Below are 16,251 nucleotides of genomic sequence, written 5' to 3'. Positions count from 1 at the left end.
GGTGGGCAGGAGCGAAGCGACATGGGTAGAGATTCTGAGATCTCTGATCTCATCGACTCGCTGATGCGGGAGGTGCCCGACTTCCCCGAGCCGGGGGTCGCGTTCAAGGACCTCACCCCGTTGCTGGCCGACGCCAGGGGACTGGCGGCAGTGACCGATGCGCTGGCCGCGTCGGCCGAGGGCGCCGACCTCATCGCCGGCATCGATGCGCGCGGATTCCTGCTGGGCGCGGCGGTGGCGCTGCGGCTGGGCACCGGTGTGCTGGCCGTGCGGAAGGGCGGGAAGCTCCCGCCCCCGGTGCACAGCCAGACCTATGACCTCGAGTACGGCAGCGCAACGCTGGAGATCCCGGCCGACGGCACCGACATCGCCGGACGCACGATCGTGATCGTCGACGACGTACTGGCCACCGGCGGTACCGTCGCCGCGGTCGACCGGTTGCTGACCAGCGGGGGCGCCACCGTCCGCAACGCCGCGGTCGTGCTGGAGCTCACCGCGCTCGGGGGCCGCGATGTGGTGGCACCGTTGGAGGTCAGCAGCCTCTACACCGTGTGAGGTCTATCCTCGAAGTCTGCGGTGACAGGCCGCGGTAATACGGAAATCGCTGGGAGGTGGGCTGATGGCGGACTCGACGAGCAGGACCGACGAGAGCTCGAACTCGCCCGCGACCGCGCCGCTGCCCGTTATCGACATCCCCGAACCACCGCCGGATCCGCCGAAGAGCACCTCGAGTGCGTCACGGCGGGTGCGGGCGCGGCTGGCCCGACGGATGACCTCGCAGCGCAGCACGGTCAACCCCGTGCTCGAACCGCTGGTGGCGGTGCACCGCGAGATCTACCCGAAGGCCGATCTGACGCTGCTGCAGCGGGCCTATGAGGTCGCCGACCGCCGTCACGCCGACCAACTGCGCCGCTCCGGTGATCCGTACATCACCCATCCGCTGGCCGTGGCCAACATCCTGGCCGAGCTGGGGATGGACACCACGACGCTGGTGGCCGCGCTGCTGCACGACACCGTGGAGGACACCGGCTACACGCTCGAGGCGCTGACCGCCGAGTTCGGCAGTGAGGTCGGACATCTCGTCGACGGCGTCACCAAACTCGACAAGGTGGTGCTGGGCACCGCCGCCGAGGGCGAGACGATCCGCAAGATGATCATCGCGATGGCCCGCGACCCCCGGGTGCTGGTGATCAAGGTGGCCGACCGGCTGCACAACATGCGCACCATGCGGTTCCTGCCGCCGGAGAAGCAGGCCCGCAAGGCCCGTGAGACGCTGGAAGTCATTGCGCCCCTTGCCCATCGGCTGGGAATGGCGACCGTCAAGTGGGAGCTCGAGGATCTGGCGTTCGCGATCCTGCACCCCAAGAAGTACGACGAGATCGTGCGACTGGTCGCCGACCGGGCGCCGTCGCGCGACACGTACCTGGCCAAGGTGCGCGCCGAGATCACCAACACGCTGACCAAGTCGAAGATCAACGCCACCGTCGAGGGCAGGCCGAAGCACTACTGGTCGATCTATCAGAAGATGATCGTCAAGGGCCGCGACTTCGACGACATCCACGATCTGGTCGGCGTGCGGATCCTCTGCGACGAGATCCGCGACTGCTACGCCGCGGTCGGCGTCGTGCACTCGCTGTGGCAGCCGATGGCGGGCCGGTTCAAGGATTACATCGCCCAGCCCCGCTACGGGGTGTATCAGTCGCTGCACACGACCGTCGTCGGGCCGGAGGGTAAACCGCTCGAGGTGCAGATCCGCACCCGCGACATGCACCGCACCGCCGAGTACGGCATCGCCGCGCACTGGCGCTACAAAGAGGTGAAGGGCCGCAACGGAGTTCCGGCCGGCAACGCCGCCGCCGAGATCGACGACATGGCCTGGATGCGCCAGCTGCTCGACTGGCAGCGGGAGGCCGCCGACCCCGGGGAGTTCCTGGAGTCGCTGCGATACGACCTCGCGGTGCAGGAGATCTTCGTGTTCACCCCGAAGGGTGACGTGATCACACTGCCCGCCGGCTCCACTCCGGTCGACTTCGCCTACGCGGTGCACACCGAGGTGGGGCACCGTTGCATCGGCGCCCGGGTCAACGGCCGGCTCGTCGCGCTGGAACGCAAACTCGACAACGGTGAGGTCGTCGAGATCTTCACCTCGAAGGCGCCCAACGCGGGACCGTCGCGCGACTGGCAGAGCTTCGTGGTGTCCCCGCGGGCCAAGGCCAAGATCCGTCAGTGGTTCGCCAAGGAACGCCGCGAGGAGGCGCTCGAGGCCGGTAAGGACGCCATCGGCCGCGAGGTGCGCCGCGGCGGACTTCCGTTGCAGCGCTTGATGAACGCCGAGTCGATGGCCGCGTTGGCGCGGGAGCTGCGTTACGCCGACGTCTCGGCGCTCTACACCGCGGTGGGCGAGGGGCACGTGTCCGCGCGGCATGTCGTGCAACGGTTGCTCGCTCAGTTCGGTGGCGACGAGGCCGCCGAGGACGAACTCGCCGAGCGGTCGACGCCGGCGACGATGCCGGTGCGTCAGCGCAGCACCGACGACACCGGCGTGGCGGTGCCGGGCGCGCCCGGCGTCCTGACAAAGCTGGCCAAGTGTTGTACGCCGGTGCCCGGTGACCAGATCATGGGCTTCGTGACCCGCGGGGGCGGCGTCAGCGTGCACCGCACCGACTGCACCAACGCCGAATCGCTGCAGCAGCAGGCTGAGCGGATCATCGACGTCGAGTGGGCGCCGTCCCCGTCGTCGGTGTTCCTGGTCGCCATCCAGGTCGAGGCGCTCGACCGGCACCGGCTGCTCTCCGACGTCACCCGGGTGCTCGCCGACGAGAAGGTCAACATCCTGTCGGCGTCGGTGACCACGTCCAACGACCGGGTGGCGATCAGCCGGTTCACCTTCGAGATGGGTGATCCGAAGCACCTCGGGTACCTGCTGCGGGTGGTCCGCAACGTCGAGGGCGTCTACGACGTCTACCGCGTCACTTCCGCGGCCTGACCGGCCTGACGATCAGTCCAGCCGCGCGGAGGTGATCGTCACCGCCGTCGCCGGTTTCCCGTCGTCTGCGCCGCCGGCCACCCCGGCCGCGGCGATCCGGTCCAGTGTCTTGAGGCCCGTGGCGTCGATCTCGCCGAACACCGTGTAGCGGGGCGGTAGCTCGGTGTCCTCGTAGACCAGGTAGAACTGGCTGCCATTGCTGTCGGGGCCGGTGTTGGCCATCGCGACCGTGCCGCGCGGATAGACGGTCTTGCCGCGCAGCTGCGGGTCGGCCAGCCGGTACTGGTTGGTCGGGTACTCGTCGGCGAAGCGGTAGCCGGGCCCGCCGTTGCCGCTGCCGGTCGGGTCACCGCACTGCAGCAGCTTCATATCGTCCGCAGCGGTCAGCCGGTGACACGTCGTTCCGTCGAAGAAGCCCTGCTGAGCGAGGCTGACGAAGTTGTTGACCGTGCACGGGGAGACGCCGTTCTTCAGCGTCAACCCGAGGTTGCCCGCGGTCGTGGAGATGCTGACGCTGACCCGGTCGGGCTGGGTCGGTACTCGTCCGCTGCGCGGCGGCGCGACCGCCTTGGGCGGAGGCGCGCCGGCGGGCGGGTACTGGCAGTTCGCCCCGAGGGTCGGAGTCGGCCGGAACGGCGGCAGTTCCAGCGTGGTCTGGGGCGCCGCGGTGATGGTCGGGCCGCTGCGGCGCAGCCGGTCGTTCTCGACCTCGTCGACGACGGCCATGATGAACAGGATGCTGGCGACGATCACGACGATCGCCACCACCGTCATCACGTAGCCCACGATGAGCCCGGCGATCGCCAGCCCGCGACCCTCTTCACCGCTGCGCCGGATCTGTCGCAGCGACAGGTGGCCGAACAGGATGCCCAGCGGTGCGAACACGAACGCGCACACCAGCGAGGCGATCGCGAGCGCGTTGGTGGACCTGGGCGGTGGCGGCGGCGGGATCGGATACCCACCCGGATATCCCGGCGGATAGCCGCCCGGCTGCTCCGGATACTCCTGGTAGCCCGGGTACGGGTTCGGCGGATAGGTCACGAGGTGGCGGTCAGTCCAGCAGTACCGATTTCACCTTGACCGGCGTGGCCGGCGGACCGTCCTCGCCACCACCGCCGACGCCTGCCTGAGCGATCTTGTCGAGGGTCGCCAGACCGGTGTCGTCGATGCGGCCGAACACGGTGTAGCCCGGGGGCAGCTGCGAATCCTGGTAGACGAGGAAGAACTGGCTGCCGTTGGTGTCGCGTCCGGCGTTGGCCATGGCCAACGTGCCGCGCGGGTACACGACGGGCTGCTGCAGCGCCGGGTCGTCGGGCTGGAACTGGTTCGTCGGGTACTCGTTGGCGAACTCGTAGCCGGGTCCGCCGGTGCCCTCACCGGTGGGATCGCCGCACTGCAGCACCGACAGGCTCGGGCTGGTGGTCAGCCGGTGGCAGGTGGTGTCGTTGAAGAACCCCTGCTGGGCCAGGCTGGCGAAGCTGTTCACCGTGCACGGCGCCTTGGCGTTGTCGAGCAGCAGGCCGAGGTTGCCCTGATCGGTGCTCATGCTGACGCTGACCTCGCCCGGCTCGGTGGGCACCTGACCGGTGCGTGGCGGTTTGACCGGCTTGCTGGCAGGACCTGCCGCCGGGTACTGGCAGTTCGCGCCGAGTCCGGCGGGCGCGACGAACGGCGGCAACGCGGTGCTGCCCGCGGTCGGCTCCGGCGGGGTCAGGGAGCCCTCGACCGGGGTGGGTGTCGTGGTGGTTGCGGCCGACGCCGTACCGCCGGTGCCCGAGTCGTCCTTGTTGAGCACGACGACGACCACGACGGCGGCGACCACCGCGACCGCGGCCGCGGCAGAACCGGCAATCGTCAGGATCTTGCGCTTCTTGGCCTGCTGCTCTCGGCGTTCGAGCTGCTGCTCGAGCTTGCGCTTGGCCGCTTGACGCCGTTGTTCGTTCGTCGGCAACGCCGCTGTCCCTTCTCGCGTACGCGGTCGGAGGTCCGCGCCCTGTGTCGGCAACGAGTGTGCCAAAGTCAGCTGAGGATCTCGTGAACGACCCGCACGAGCGGGCACGGCGCAGCGACGCCGCGCAGGCGTGGGAAACTTGCCTCCGTGTTGATCACCGGATTCCCGGCGGGCATGTTGGCGTGCAACTGCTACGTGCTGGCCCAGCGCCCGGGGTCGGATGCCATCGTCGTCGACCCCGGCCAGCGGGCGATGGGACCCCTGCGTCGGGTCCTGGACGAACACCGGCTCACCCCGGCCGCGGTGCTGCTCACCCACGGCCACATCGACCACATCTGGTCGGCGCAGAAGGTTGCCGACACCTACGGCTGCCCGGCGTTCATCCACCCCGAGGACCGCTTCATGCTCACCGACCCGATCAAGGGATTCGGCCCGCGAGTGGGCCAGGTCCTGCTCGGCACCCTGTTCCGGGAGCCCCGCCAGCTCGTCGAACTCGACCGCGACGGCGACAAGCTCGACCTCGGCGGCATGGTGGTCACCGTCGACCACACTCCTGGCCACACGAAGGGCTCGGTGGTGTTCCGGCTCGGCGGGGACGCCTCGGAGGTCGCGCTGACCGGCGACACCCTGTTCAAACAGTCCGTCGGGCGCACGGATCTGCCCGGCGGCAGCGGCCGCGATCTGCTGGGCTCCATCGTCGACAAGCTGCTCGTCCTCGACGACGACACCGTCGTCCTGCCCGGGCACGGGCCGCGGTCGACCATCGGCGACGAGCGCCGCGCGAACCCGTTCCTCGAGGGGCTGACACGATGACCCAGCCGTTCCAGGCGCCCAAGGGCGTCCCGGACTACCTGCCGCCCGATTCGGCGGCGTTCGTCGCCGTGCGCGACGGTCTGCTGACCGCGGCGCGCCGTGCCGGGTACGGCGACGTGGAGCTCCCGATCTTCGAGGACACCGGCCTCTACGCCCGCGGCGTGGGGGAGTCCACCGACGTGGTGTCCAAGGAGATGTACACCTTCGCCGACCGTGGCGACCGGTCGGTGACGCTGCGCCCAGAGGGCACCGCCGGGGTGATCCGCGCGGTGATCCAGCACCGGCTCGACCGGGGCGCGCTGCCGGTCAAGCTCTGTTACTCGGGGCCGTTCTTCCGCTACGAACGTCCGCAGGCCGGGCGGTACCGCCAGCTCCAACAGGTGGGGGTCGAGGCCATCGGGGTGGACGATCCGGCGCTGGACGCCGAGGTGATCGCCGTGGCCGACGGCGGCTTCCGGGCACTCGGACTCGACGGCTTCCGGCTGGAGATCACCTCGCTCGGTGACGACACCTGTCGTCCGCAGTACCGGGAGCTGTTGCAGGAATTTCTGTTCGAGTTGGATCTGGACGAAGAGACGCGGACCCGGGCCACCATCAACCCGCTGCGGGTGCTCGACGACAAGCGGCCCCACGTCCGCGAGATGACTGCCGGTGCGCCACTGATGCTCGACCACCTGTCTGCCAGTGCCGCAGCCCATTTCGAGGCGGTGCAGGCTCACCTGCGGGCACTGGGGGTGCCGTACGTGATCAATCCGCGGATGGTGCGCGGGCTGGACTACTACACCAAGACGACCTTCGAGTTCGTCCACGACGGCCTCGGTGCACAGTCCGGCATCGGCGGCGGCGGCCGCTACGACGGCCTGATGGGCCGACTCGGCGGGCAGGACGTCTCAGGCGTCGGGTTCGGGTTGGGGGTGGACCGCACGCTGCTGGCGCTGCAGGCCGAGGGTAAGACCGTCGGCGCGACGTCGACCTGCGACGTCTACGCCATCCCGGCCGAGCAGGACGCGAAGGTGCGGACCAGCGTGCTGGCCGCCGAGTTGCGCCGCGCCGGTGTGCGCACCGACGTGGCGTACGGCGATCGCAGCCTCAAGGCCGCGCTGCGGGCCGCGGACCGGACCGGCGCGGCGTTCGCGCTGATCGTCGACTCCGCCGGCGTGAAGCTGAAGGATCTCTCGAACGGCGAACAGGTCGACCTGGACAGCAGTGGGGCCGCGGATGCGGTTGTCGCCGAGGTGGTTTCGCGTCAGAGCTAGGGCGAGCGGGGTGCACACTCCGTCGGCGTCAGGGGGAGACGGCGTCCGAGGTCGGGTCGATGAGCACCTTCGCGTGCGCCTCGGCGGTCGCCAGTTCCTCGAAGGCGGTGGCCACCCCGGCCAGACCGACGGTCCCCGTGACGAGCGCCGAAGCGTCGAGCTTCCGGTCGGCGAGCATGTGCAGGGTGTCGCGGAATTCCAGTGGCGTGTAACCGAAGACGAAGCGCATGTCGATCTCCTTGCTGATCGCCATCGCGGGACGCAGCCGGTCCTCACCCATGCAGACGCCGACGACCACCACCCGCGAGGCCAGCGGGGCTGCGCCGACGACCCCGTCGATCATCCCGGGGACGCCGACGCATTCGAAAATGACCGGCCGCTTGGGTCCCGCGGCGCCCAGCGCGTCGGCCACCCGGTAGAGGTGCTGCCAGCCGGGCAGCCGGCGCAGCTTCTCCATCGACCCCATGCCGAGTTCGTAGAGGGCGGGCGCCTCGGTGATCGAGCCGGTCAGACCCGCGTACGGCGAGTCGACAGCGGGGTCCACGACCACGTGTGCCCCGCAGCGAGTCGCCAGATCGCGCCGCGTGGCGGAGAAATCGCTGGCGACGATCTTCTGGACGCCCAGCGCGCGGAGGTGACAGATCACCGCGAGACCGACCGGCCCGCAACCGATCACGACGGCGGTGTCCCGTTTGCCGAGGTCGCTGCGGCGCACGGCGTGCAGCGCGACGGCCATCGGTTCGGTGAGCGCAGCGGTGTCGAGGTCCAGGCCGTTGGGGATGGCGAAGCTCATCGCCGCCTCGGCGAGCACCCGCTCGGCGTAGGCGCCCGGCGCCAGCGGCGACAGCCCGGTCAGGTGGACCCCGCCGCGGGCCCGCATCAGCGGGAACGACACCACCGGTGTGCCCGCCTTGAACTCGCCGCCGACACCCTTACCGCGTTCGGCGACCTCACCGCAGAATTCGTGGCCCAGCACCACCGGGGTGTCGGAGCGCATGAAGTCCGGATAGCCCACCTCGTCCATCAGCCCGGTCAGCTCGTCGGCGTGGTCCTTGGCGTGCAGATCGGATCCGCAGATGCCGCAGCGTCGCACCTCGAGCAGAAGCTGCCCGCGCTCGGGCCGGGGATCGGGCAGTTCCTCGATCGAGAGGGTGCCGTGCTGACAGACGACGGCCTTCATGAGCGCACCGGGTTCATGCCCGAATTATGCGCCCCGGCTCCACCTGGGCTCGCTACCCTCGGGCAATGGCCGGCCCGTCATCTGCTCCGTTCCTGCTCGCGGCGCGGTTCTTCGCGGTCGCGACCGTGTTCGTCGTCGTGGTGTCCTTCGGCACCGCCGGCGTCCTCGTGCAGGAGGGCAGGGCCGAGGACATCCACGGCTACGCGGCGATCGCGCTGCACGTCGTGACGGCGGGTCTGCTGGTCAGTCTGGGCGGCTTCGTCTACGCGCGGCGCAGGCACTGGTGGACCGCGATCGTGGCAGCCCTTCTGCTGATGTACACGTTCATCCAGGCCCAACTCGGCGACGGGGCGACGCTGGATCTGCACATCCCCGGCGCCCTGCTCGTCGCGATCGCCTCGGTCTGGCTGACGGCCTGGGTGTTCACCGCGCGTCCGGACGGTGTGTAGCGACGGTGTGGGTCAGCACCTGATCCAGATTGCCGACGCTCCCGGTCACGAGCACGCGGTCGCCGTGCGGTGTGGTCACTACCAGTTGACGGGATCCGAACCCCGCTCTGCTGAAGCGGATTTCGGAAAGGTGCGCGATCATTTCGCCGTTGCCGTCGAGGTAGGCCCCGGCGTTCCGGTCGAAAACGGCCACGGGACGCACTCCGCTCAGCGGCGTGGCCCGCGAGCGGTTCAGCGCGGCGGTGGCCCGGAGCAGGGCCCGGAATGAGGCGATTCCGACCAGCAGGAAGCCGAATCCGATCAGCGTCGAGCGGCTGATCCAGTCACCCCCGAACGACGGAATGACCGAGACGACGCCGAACCCACCGAAGATCAGCGTGGACATCGCCAACAGCAGCACACCCACCTCGGTGGGGACGCGTCCACGGTCGATGAGCAGCACCCGCGGTCCGATCTCGGCCACCACGAAGGCGCCGTTCTCGGCGATCACGATGGGTTCCAGCGGTGTGCTCACACCGCTCAGCATGCCCGCTTGTGCAGCTAGATGGCCATGGCGGCGCGCACATCCTCCTCCGACGCCGAGCCGCCGGTACCGCTGTGGGTCACCTGGCCGGCCTCGAGGATGTAGTACCGCTGCGACGACTCCAGCGCGAAACCGATGTGCTGTTCGACCAGCAGCACGCCCAGATCCCCGCGCGCGGTGAGCGCGGTGATGGCGCCCTCGATCTCGGCGACCACCGACGGCTGAATGCCTTCGGTCGGCTCGTCGAGAATCAGACATTTCGGGCTGGTGATCAACGCGCGGGCGATCGCCAGCTGCTGGCGCTGACCACCGGACAGCAGACCCGCGCGACGGGTGAGCAGCTCCTTCAGCGCCGGAAACAGGTCGAGCTGCTCGTCGATCAGCGCCTTGCCGTTCTTGCGCCCGTCGGCCACCACCTGCAGGTTCTCGGCCGTGGTCAACTGCCCGAATGACTGCTGGCCCTGCGGGACGTAGGCGAGCCCCCGCGCGACCCGCGCGCTGGGGCGCAGCCGGGTGATGTCCTCCCCGCCGAAGAGCACCTTGCCGCCCGAGCACTTCAGCAGTCCGACTGCGGCGCGCAACAGCGTGGTCTTACCCGCGCCGTTGTGGCCCATCACCGCGGCCACTCCGTCTGCGGGTACCTCGATACTCGCGCCGTAGATCACCTCCGAACGGCCGTAGCCGGTGCGGACGTCGACGAGCTGCAGCATTTACGAACCCTCCTGTAAACCGTCGGCGCCCGCCGCGGCGGTGCCGAGGTAGACCTCCTGCACGCGTGGGTTGGCCTGGACCTCGGCCACCGAGCCCTCGGCGATCACCTGTCCGCGAGCGAGCACCGTCACCGAGGTGGCGAAGGCCCGCATGAAGTCCATGTCGTGCTCGACCACCACGACGGTGCGTTCGCCACCGATGCGCCGCAACAGGTTTCCGGTCTCCTCGCGCTCCTCGGTGCTCATCCCGGCCACCGGTTCGTCGAGCAGCAGCACGTCGGCGTTCTGCACCAGCAGCATCCCGATCTCCAGCCACTGCTTCTGGCCGTGGGCCAACACACCGGCGGGTTTGTCCGCCAGCCCGGTCAGCCCGATCGTCTCGAGTGCCTCCTCGATGGCCGGCAGCACACCGTGGCGGCGGCGCAGCAGACTCCACGGCGACCGGTGTGCGCCTGCCGCGATGTCGAGATTCTGCAGGACGGTGAGCTGTTCGAAGACGCTGGCGGTCTGGAACGTCCGTCCCACACCGAGTTTGGCGATCTGGTGCACCTTCTTGCCGAGCAGTTCGACGCCGGACTTGTTCACCGATCCGGAGGCGTTGACCAGTCCCGTCACCGCATCGATGACCGTGGTCTTGCCCGCGCCGTTCGGGCCGATCAGGAACCGCAGGTCGCCCTGGAACAGGGTGAGATCGACGTTGCTGACGGCCTTGAACCCGTCGAAGTCGACGGTGAGGCCGCGCACCTCCAGATACTGTGCGCCCATCCCGGCGTTGCCGCCGGCCACCGGCCCGAGTGTCGATGGTGTCGTCATCGTGCCGCCCCCACCTTCTCCGCGTCCGGTTCGGAATCCGGGGCCGCCAGCGATTCCGGTTCCGGCGGTTTGGATTTGGTTCTCCGGGTGCGTTTGACGAGCATGGCGATTCCGGCGAAGCCGGCGGGGAAGAACCCGACGACGACGATGAACAACAGACCCTGGGCGTAGATCCACTCCGAGGGGAAGCGTTCGGAGAACACCGTCTGCGCCCAGGCGACGCCGATGGCGCCGAGCACCGGACCCAGCAGCGTGGTTCGGCCACCGATCGCGACACCGATGAGGAATGCGATCGAGGGCAGGATGCCGACCTGCGACGGCGCCATGAAGCCGACGATCGGCGCGAACAGCGCCCCGGCGATTCCGGCGAACAGCGCGGCGACGGTGTACGCGACGACCTTGATGTTGGCGGGGTCGTAGCCGAGGAACCGGACGCGCTCCTCGCCGTCGCGCACCGCCACCAGCAGTTCGCCGTAGCGGCTCTGCATGAGTTGGCGCACCACGGCCACCACGACCAGCAGCACGCCGGCGGCGATGAAGTACAGCATTCGCTTGTTGACCGGATCGTTGAGCGCGAACCCGAAGAACGTGCGGAAGTTGGTCAATCCGTTGCTGCCGCCGAGGCTGGTCTGGCCGACGAGCAGAATGGCCAGCGCCGCCGCGAGCGCTTGGGACAGGATCGCGAAGTAGGCGCCCTTGACGCGGCGTTTGAACACTCCGAAGCCCAACACCGCGGCGATACCGGTGGGGATCAGCAGGATCGCCAGGACGGTGAAGGCGGGGGAGGCGAACGGCGCCCAGTACGCGGGCAGTTCACGCACACCGGCGATCTGCATGAAGTCGGGTACGTCGTCGCCGCGCAGATGCGCGTCGGCGATCTTCAGATGCATCCCCATCATGTAACCGCCGAGGCCGAAGAAGACGCCCTGGCCCAGCACCAGCATGCCGCCCCGGCCCCAGGCCAGGCCGATCCCGACGGCCACAATCGCGAAGCACAGGAACTTCCCGAGCAGACCGAGCCGGAAGTCCGACAGGATGGCGGGGGCGAGCGCGAACAGCACCAGCGCCGCGACGGCGAAGCCCATCCAAGTACGCGCCCGGCCCAGTCCTCGCCACCGCCCGAGCGACGTCCTCATACGAGACTCCTTGTCCGAACGGTGAACAGCCCCTGCGGCCGGGCCTGCAGGAAGATCACGATGATCACGAACACGATGACCTTGGCCAGCGATGCGGTGGTGTTGTATTCGATGAACGAGTTGAGGAAGCCCAGTGCGAGCGCGGCGATCACCGTGCCCTTGATCTGACCGAGTCCGCCGACGACAACCACCAGGAACGCGTCGATGAGGAAGCTCTGACCGGTGGTGGGGCTGGTCGAGCCGATCAATGTCAGCGCCACCCCGGCCACCGCGGCCAGGCCGGAACCGATGAAGAACGTGGTGATATCGGTTCTGCGCGAGGAGATACCGCTCGTCTCGGCCAGGTCGCGGTTCTGCACCACCGCCCGGATGCGCCTACCCATCGGGCTGGTCTTGAGCACCGTGGCCAGTACCGCCACACATGCCACGGCCAGCACCAGGATGAAGATGCGGGTCTTCGGCACGACGGCGCCGAAAATGTCGACACCGCCGGACAGCCATGCCGGTGCGACGACGTTCACCGCGGGCGCCCCGAAGATGTCGCGGGCGATCTGCTGCAGGACGAGCCCCACCCCGAAGGTGACCAGCAGGGTGTCCAGCGGGCGGTGATACATCCGCTGGATCAGCGTCACCTCCAGCAGCGCGCCCATCGCTCCGCCGACGACGAAGCCGACCACCAACGAGATCAGCAGCGAGGCACCGGCGTTCGAGACGACCTGCTGAATGACGTAGGCGGTGTAGCAGCCCGCCATGATGAACTCACCGTGGGCCATGTTGATGACCCCCATCTGACCGAACGTCAGGGAGAGTCCGAGCGCGGCCAGCAACAGGATCGAGCCGAGGCTCAATCCTGTTGCCAGCTGCCCGATCAGGACATCCATCGAGGAAAACTCAGCTCGACAGACCGGCGGCCCACGGGTACGACTTCAGGTACGGATCCGGCTCGATCGGGCCGGGGGACTCCCAGATCGTGTAGATGAGGCCGTCGGGACGGATCTCGCCGATGCGGGCGGTCTTGGTGATGTGGTGGTTCTCGCCGTCGATGGTCACCAGGCCTTCGGGTGCGTCGAACGTGACGCCGCCCGCGTTGTCCTGAATCGCCTTGACGTCGAACGACTTCGCCTTCTCAACGGTGTTCTTCCACAGGTAGACCGACACGTAGGCGGCTTCCATCGGGTCCGAGGTGGGCTTGTTGGCGCCGTAGGCCTTCTTGTACGCCGCGACGAACGCGTTGTTCACCGGGGTGTCGATGGTCTGGTAGTAGTTCCAGGCCGTCAGCTGGCCGGTGATGTTCTGGACACCGATACCGCCGACCTCTTCCTCGGCGATCGACACCGACACCACCGGCATGTCCTGCGGGGTCAGGCCGACGTTCTTGTACTCGCGGAAGAACGCGACGTTGGAATCGCCGTTGAGAGTGTTGAATACGGCGTCGGCGTCGGCGCTGCGCACCTTGTTGACGATGGTGGAGAAGTCGGTCGAGCCCAGGGGCGTGTAGTCCTCACCCTTGATCTCGATGCCGTTGGCCTCGGCGTAGGCCTTGATGATGCGGTTGGCCGTCTGGGGGAACACGTAGTCGCTACCCACCAGGTACAGCGATTTCACGCCGCGCTCCTTGAGGTAGTCCAGGGCCGGCACGATCTGCTGGTAGGTGGTGGCGCCCGTGTAGAAGATGTTCTTCGACGCCTCGAGGCCCTCGTACTGCACCGGGTAGTACAGCAGCGAGTTCGCGCTCTCGAAGACCGGCAGCATGGCCTTGCGACTCGACGACGTCCAGCCGCCGAACACCGCGGCCACGCAGTCGCTGCTGATCAGCTTCTCGGCCTTCTCCGCGAACACCGTCGGCTCCGATGCGCCGTCCTCGCCGATGAGCTGAATCTGCTTGCCCAGCACGCCGCCTGCGCCGTTGATCTCGTCGACCGCGAGCTTGATGGAGTCGCGGACGGTGACCTCGGAGATCGCCATCGTGCCCGACAGCGAGTTCAGCGAGCCCACCTTGATCGTCGGACCCGAGGTGTCCACGCAGGACTGCGCGGCGGCGCCTTCGGTGTCGCTGGCCTTGCTGCCGCAGCCCGACAGAACCAGACCTGCGGTCAGGACGAGGCCGGTTGTGGCCAGGGCCGACTTCTTGAGCGCGAAGCGCCGGGGTGGTCGCATGGAGAGCCTCTCGTCGTGTCCGATCGCGCGATCACGCCGATCGACATCGGCTCACGCGCAGGAGGGTGAGACACCGTCGTGTGTCGATTCGGGACGTTAGAGCGCCCGTGTTTCTTTGAAGTGTCTGTGTGTGACGGCCGAGTTAACCCGTAGCTCAACGGGTAACGCGGCGGGGCGCAGCGCCGATGACAAGGTCATGGGAACATCGACGAGCAGGGCCGTGGCGGCGGTGCTGACGGCGCTGGCCGCGGTGGCGCTCAGCCCGGCCACGGCGGTCGCCGATCCGGAGGCGCACACGGTGCGGTACACGATCACCACCACCAGCGATCTGATGGCGAACATCTACTACATCAGCGCCGACCCGCCGACTCAGGCCGAAGCGAATTCGCCGCAGTACATGCCCGCAGCACGGCTGTCGGTCGGGCCGGCTACGCCTTGGACCTTCGAGACGACCCTGGCCGACCCGACCCAGTGGGCGTTCGTCAGTGCCAGCGGTGGGTTGCGGGTGAATCCGGAGTTCCATTGCGAGATCGCCGTGGACGGTCAGGTCGTCGTCTCGCAGCAGGGCGGCAGCGGTGTGCAGTGTTCACTGCGGCCGTGGTAGGCCCGGTGTGCCCCGGTACCCCATCAGCCGGACCGGAGAGGGGAGTACGCTCGAGCAGAGCCGTGTTGTGCACGGTGTTCCGCGGCCGCCGAGCGGCCGGACCTCCGAGATTCTCCGTTAGGAGATCCCCTCATGAATGAGAATTCACTGTTCTCGCACCCGATCACCGAAACCGGTGCGGCGCCGCATTCGTCGGCCCCGGTCCAGACGCCGGAGTTCTCCGACGCCGACCAGTCCGAGAAGCGCTGAGCGAGAACGCCATAACGCAAAAATGTGGGCCGCCGGATAATCCGGCGGCCCACATTTTTCAAGTCTGTCAGATCGCGGTGACCGCGGTGGCCTGCGGGCCCTTGGAGCCCTGGCCGATCTCGAACTCGACGCGCTGATTCTCTTCGAGAGAGCGGAAGCCGCTGCTCTGAATCTCGGAGTAGTGGACGAAAACGTCCTCAGAGCCGCCGTCGGGAGCGATGAAGCCGAAGCCCTTTTCGCTGTTGAACCATTTCACAGTTCCCTGTGCCATATTGCTGATTTCTTTCCATTTACCTGCGAATGCAGAAAAGCATTCTGCGGCCAGCCTAACAGAGGTGACCATGATCCGGGGAATCTGGCGCCCGGCGGACGCTTGACAGCGTGTCGAACGTCAGTTCGAATAGAGGGTATGCGGTGGGCCGGACAAGCTGTGGAAGTCGACGACGGATCTTTGCCTGGCCTGCAGCGGATCGGGTTCGTGCGCAGTGTGCGCACCCCACACTTCGAGGGCATGACGTTCCACGAGGTGCTGTGCAAATCGGCTCTCAACAAGGTGCCCAACGCCGCCATGCTGCCGTTCCAGTACACCGTGAACGGCTACCGCGGTTGCTCGCACGCCTGCCGGTACTGCTTCGCCCGGCCCACCCACGAGTACCTCGACCTCGACGTCGGCACCGACTTCGACACCCAGGTCGTGGTGAAGACCAACGTCGCCGACGTCCTTCGGCGCGAACTCCGCAGACCGTCGTGGCGGTGCGACACCGTGGCTCTCGGCACCAACACCGACCCCTATCAGCGGGCCGAGGGCCGCTATGCGCTGATGCCGGGAATCATTGCCGCTCTATCGGATTCAGGAACCCCGATGTCCATCCTGACCAAAGGCACCCTGCTGCGCCGGGACCTGCCCCAGCTGTCGGAGGCCGCACGGCGGGTATCGGTCAGCGTCGCGGTGTCCCTGGCGGTCGGCGATGCCGACCTGCAGCACGACCTCGAACCCGGGACGCCGTCGCCGCAGGCCCGGCTGTCGCTGATCACCGCTATTCGGGAGGCCGGACTGGACTGCCACGTGATGGTGGCGCCGGTGCTGCCGGGGTTGACCGACTCCGTCGACCACCTCGACGATCTGCTCGGCCGGATCGCCGCCGCGGGCGCGAACACGGCGACGGTGTTCGGCCTGCACCTGCGGGGCGCCACTCGCGGCTGGTTCATGTCCTGGCTGTCGCGCGCTCGTCCGGAACTGGTCGCCGACTACCAGGCGCTGTACCGGCGCAGCGCATACCTACCCGCCGACTACCGGGAAAAGCTCTCGCGCCGTGCCGCACCGCTGCTGACCAAGCACGGGCTGGGTCGGGACCGGCGCGCTGCGCCGCCACCCGTCGCGGTGCCGGTGGCTGCGGCCACCGTTCAGCCGACCCTGTTCTGAC

The 16,251-nt window shown here is 68.2% G+C and carries 17 protein-coding genes; 7 read left to right on the top strand and 10 right to left on the bottom strand.

Annotated elements, in window-relative coordinates; all coding sequences use genetic code 11:
• The first annotated feature begins 21 nt into the window (after positions 1–21).
• Both A5757_RS08705 and A5757_RS08700 read left to right on the top strand, forming a co-directional pair.
• Positions 22–555 carry an adenine phosphoribosyltransferase gene (locus tag A5757_RS08705; protein ID WP_066831444.1) on the top strand — a complete coding sequence of 178 codons (534 nt, stop codon included), beginning with the start codon at positions 22–24 and terminating at the stop codon, positions 553–555.
• A gap of 64 nt (positions 556–619) precedes the next feature.
• A complete protein-coding gene (locus A5757_RS08700) occupies positions 620–2,986 on the top strand; it encodes a bifunctional (p)ppGpp synthetase/guanosine-3',5'-bis(diphosphate) 3'-pyrophosphohydrolase (RefSeq protein ID WP_066831440.1) in 2,367 nt (788 codons plus the stop codon).
• Positions 2,987–2,998: 12 nt separating this feature from the next.
• On the opposite strand, the gene A5757_RS08695 is transcribed toward A5757_RS08700, so the two are convergent.
• Together A5757_RS08695 and A5757_RS08690 are read right to left on the bottom strand one after the other, a co-directional pair.
• On the bottom strand, positions 2,999–4,027 hold the full coding sequence (locus tag A5757_RS08695; protein ID WP_082929372.1) for a peptidylprolyl isomerase: 1,029 nt from the start codon (positions 4,025–4,027) through the stop codon (positions 2,999–3,001).
• Between the two features lie 10 nt (positions 4,028–4,037).
• Entirely contained in the window at positions 4,038–4,937 is a 900-nt protein-coding gene (locus A5757_RS08690) for a peptidylprolyl isomerase (protein ID WP_066831437.1), read from the bottom strand.
• A gap of 147 nt (positions 4,938–5,084) precedes the next feature.
• Here A5757_RS08690 and A5757_RS08685 point away from each other — a divergent pair, with 147 nt between their 5' ends.
• Together A5757_RS08685 and hisS are read left to right on the top strand one after the other, a co-directional pair.
• Positions 5,085–5,750 carry an MBL fold metallo-hydrolase gene (locus A5757_RS08685; protein WP_066831433.1) on the top strand — a complete coding sequence of 222 codons (666 nt, stop codon included), beginning with the start codon at positions 5,085–5,087 and terminating at the stop codon, positions 5,748–5,750.
• Positions 5,747–7,006 carry a histidine--tRNA ligase gene (gene hisS, locus A5757_RS08680; protein WP_066831430.1) on the top strand — a complete coding sequence of 420 codons (1,260 nt, stop codon included), beginning with the start codon at positions 5,747–5,749 and terminating at the stop codon, positions 7,004–7,006. Before A5757_RS08685 ends, hisS begins: the two co-directional genes overlap by 4 nt.
• Positions 7,007–7,034: 28 nt before the next feature.
• Here the strand turns inward: hisS and A5757_RS08675 are convergent, their stop codons facing one another.
• Positions 7,035–8,186, bottom strand: a complete 1,152-nt coding sequence (locus tag A5757_RS08675; RefSeq protein ID WP_066831427.1) for a zinc-binding dehydrogenase — start codon at positions 8,184–8,186, stop codon at positions 7,035–7,037.
• Positions 8,187–8,251: 65 nt separating this feature from the next.
• Here A5757_RS08675 and A5757_RS08670 point away from each other — a divergent pair, with 65 nt between their 5' ends.
• On the top strand, positions 8,252–8,635 hold the full coding sequence (locus A5757_RS08670; RefSeq protein WP_197497294.1) for a hypothetical protein: 384 nt from the start codon (positions 8,252–8,254) through the stop codon (positions 8,633–8,635).
• Here the strand turns inward: A5757_RS08670 and A5757_RS08665 are convergent.
• Genes A5757_RS08665 through urtA form a run of 6 tightly spaced genes read right to left on the bottom strand, consistent with a single transcriptional unit; the run spans position 8,610 to position 13,974 of the window.
• Positions 8,610–9,149 carry a hypothetical protein gene (locus A5757_RS08665; RefSeq protein WP_156618248.1) on the bottom strand — a complete coding sequence of 180 codons (540 nt, stop codon included), beginning with the start codon at positions 9,147–9,149 and terminating at the stop codon, positions 8,610–8,612. The genes A5757_RS08670 and A5757_RS08665 overlap by 26 nt on opposite strands.
• A 26-nt stretch (positions 9,150–9,175) precedes the next feature.
• The gene (gene urtE, locus A5757_RS08660) at positions 9,176–9,868 is read right to left on the bottom strand and encodes an urea ABC transporter ATP-binding subunit UrtE (RefSeq protein WP_066831415.1); all 693 of its coding nucleotides are present in this window, start codon (positions 9,866–9,868) and stop codon (positions 9,176–9,178) included.
• Complete coding sequence (gene urtD, locus A5757_RS08655) at positions 9,869–10,681, bottom strand: urea ABC transporter ATP-binding protein UrtD (protein ID WP_066831413.1); 813 nt, start codon at positions 10,679–10,681, stop codon at positions 9,869–9,871.
• On the bottom strand, positions 10,678–11,817 hold the full coding sequence (gene urtC / locus A5757_RS08650; protein ID WP_066831410.1) for an urea ABC transporter permease subunit UrtC: 1,140 nt from the start codon (positions 11,815–11,817) through the stop codon (positions 10,678–10,680). The genes urtD and urtC overlap by 4 nt, the downstream gene beginning before the upstream one ends.
• On the bottom strand, positions 11,814–12,698 hold the full coding sequence (urtB, locus tag A5757_RS08645; protein ID WP_066831407.1) for an urea ABC transporter permease subunit UrtB: 885 nt from the start codon (positions 12,696–12,698) through the stop codon (positions 11,814–11,816). Before urtB ends, urtC begins: the two co-directional genes overlap by 4 nt.
• 10 nt (positions 12,699–12,708) lie before the next feature.
• The gene (gene urtA / locus A5757_RS08640) at positions 12,709–13,974 is read right to left on the bottom strand and encodes an urea ABC transporter substrate-binding protein (protein ID WP_066831405.1); all 1,266 of its coding nucleotides are present in this window, start codon (positions 13,972–13,974) and stop codon (positions 12,709–12,711) included.
• A gap of 196 nt (positions 13,975–14,170) precedes the next feature.
• Between urtA and A5757_RS08635 the strand changes: the two genes are divergently transcribed.
• Positions 14,171–14,578 carry a hypothetical protein gene (locus A5757_RS08635; RefSeq protein ID WP_066831403.1) on the top strand — a complete coding sequence of 136 codons (408 nt, stop codon included), beginning with the start codon at positions 14,171–14,173 and terminating at the stop codon, positions 14,576–14,578.
• 316 nt (positions 14,579–14,894) lie between these two features.
• Here A5757_RS08635 and A5757_RS08630 read toward each other — a convergent pair whose 3' ends face one another.
• Positions 14,895–15,098 carry a cold-shock protein gene (locus tag A5757_RS08630; protein ID WP_066831399.1) on the bottom strand — a complete coding sequence of 68 codons (204 nt, stop codon included), beginning with the start codon at positions 15,096–15,098 and terminating at the stop codon, positions 14,895–14,897.
• Between the two features lie 138 nt (positions 15,099–15,236).
• Here A5757_RS08630 and A5757_RS08625 point away from each other — a divergent pair, with 138 nt between their 5' ends.
• Positions 15,237–16,250: an Rv2578c family radical SAM protein gene (locus A5757_RS08625; protein ID WP_066831396.1), complete on the top strand. Its 1,014-nt coding sequence runs from the start codon at positions 15,237–15,239 to the stop codon at positions 16,248–16,250.
• The last annotated feature ends 1 nt before the right edge of the window (position 16,251 follow it).

It is taken from the genome of Mycobacterium sp. 852013-51886_SCH5428379 (assembly GCF_001665575.1).
In the GTDB taxonomy this organism is placed as follows: domain Bacteria; phylum Actinomycetota; class Actinomycetes; order Mycobacteriales; family Mycobacteriaceae; genus Mycobacterium.
This window is presented reverse-complemented; position numbering and strand designations above follow the sequence as displayed.

What these genes read in the sequence shown, in the direction of transcription:
- urtD (WP_066831413.1), bottom strand. Translation starts at nt 10,681, where the DNA reads ATGACGACACCATCGACACTCGGGCCGGTGGCCGGCGGCAACGCCGGG.
- A5757_RS08675 (WP_066831427.1), bottom strand. Translation starts at nt 8,186, where the DNA reads ATGAAGGCCGTCGTCTGTCAGCACGGCACCCTCTCGATCGAGGAACTG.
- urtE (WP_066831415.1), bottom strand. Translation starts at nt 9,868, where the DNA reads ATGCTGCAGCTCGTCGACGTCCGCACCGGCTACGGCCGTTCGGAGGTG.
- urtB (WP_066831407.1), bottom strand. Translation starts at nt 12,698, where the DNA reads ATGGATGTCCTGATCGGGCAGCTGGCAACAGGATTGAGCCTCGGCTCG.
- A5757_RS08635 (WP_066831403.1), top strand. Translation starts at nt 14,171, where the DNA reads ATGGGAACATCGACGAGCAGGGCCGTGGCGGCGGTGCTGACGGCGCTG.
- urtC (WP_066831410.1), bottom strand. Translation starts at nt 11,817, where the DNA reads ATGAGGACGTCGCTCGGGCGGTGGCGAGGACTGGGCCGGGCGCGTACT.
- hisS (WP_066831430.1), top strand. Translation starts at nt 5,747, where the DNA reads ATGACCCAGCCGTTCCAGGCGCCCAAGGGCGTCCCGGACTACCTGCCG.
- A5757_RS08705 (WP_066831444.1), top strand. Translation starts at nt 22, where the DNA reads ATGGGTAGAGATTCTGAGATCTCTGATCTCATCGACTCGCTGATGCGG.
- A5757_RS08630 (WP_066831399.1), bottom strand. Translation starts at nt 15,098, where the DNA reads ATGGCACAGGGAACTGTGAAATGGTTCAACAGCGAAAAGGGCTTCGGC.
- A5757_RS08625 (WP_066831396.1), top strand. Translation starts at nt 15,237, where the DNA reads ATGCGGTGGGCCGGACAAGCTGTGGAAGTCGACGACGGATCTTTGCCT.
- A5757_RS08670 (WP_197497294.1), top strand. Translation starts at nt 8,252, where the DNA reads ATGGCCGGCCCGTCATCTGCTCCGTTCCTGCTCGCGGCGCGGTTCTTC.
- A5757_RS08700 (WP_066831440.1), top strand. Translation starts at nt 620, where the DNA reads ATGGCGGACTCGACGAGCAGGACCGACGAGAGCTCGAACTCGCCCGCG.
- urtA (WP_066831405.1), bottom strand. Translation starts at nt 13,974, where the DNA reads ATGCGACCACCCCGGCGCTTCGCGCTCAAGAAGTCGGCCCTGGCCACA.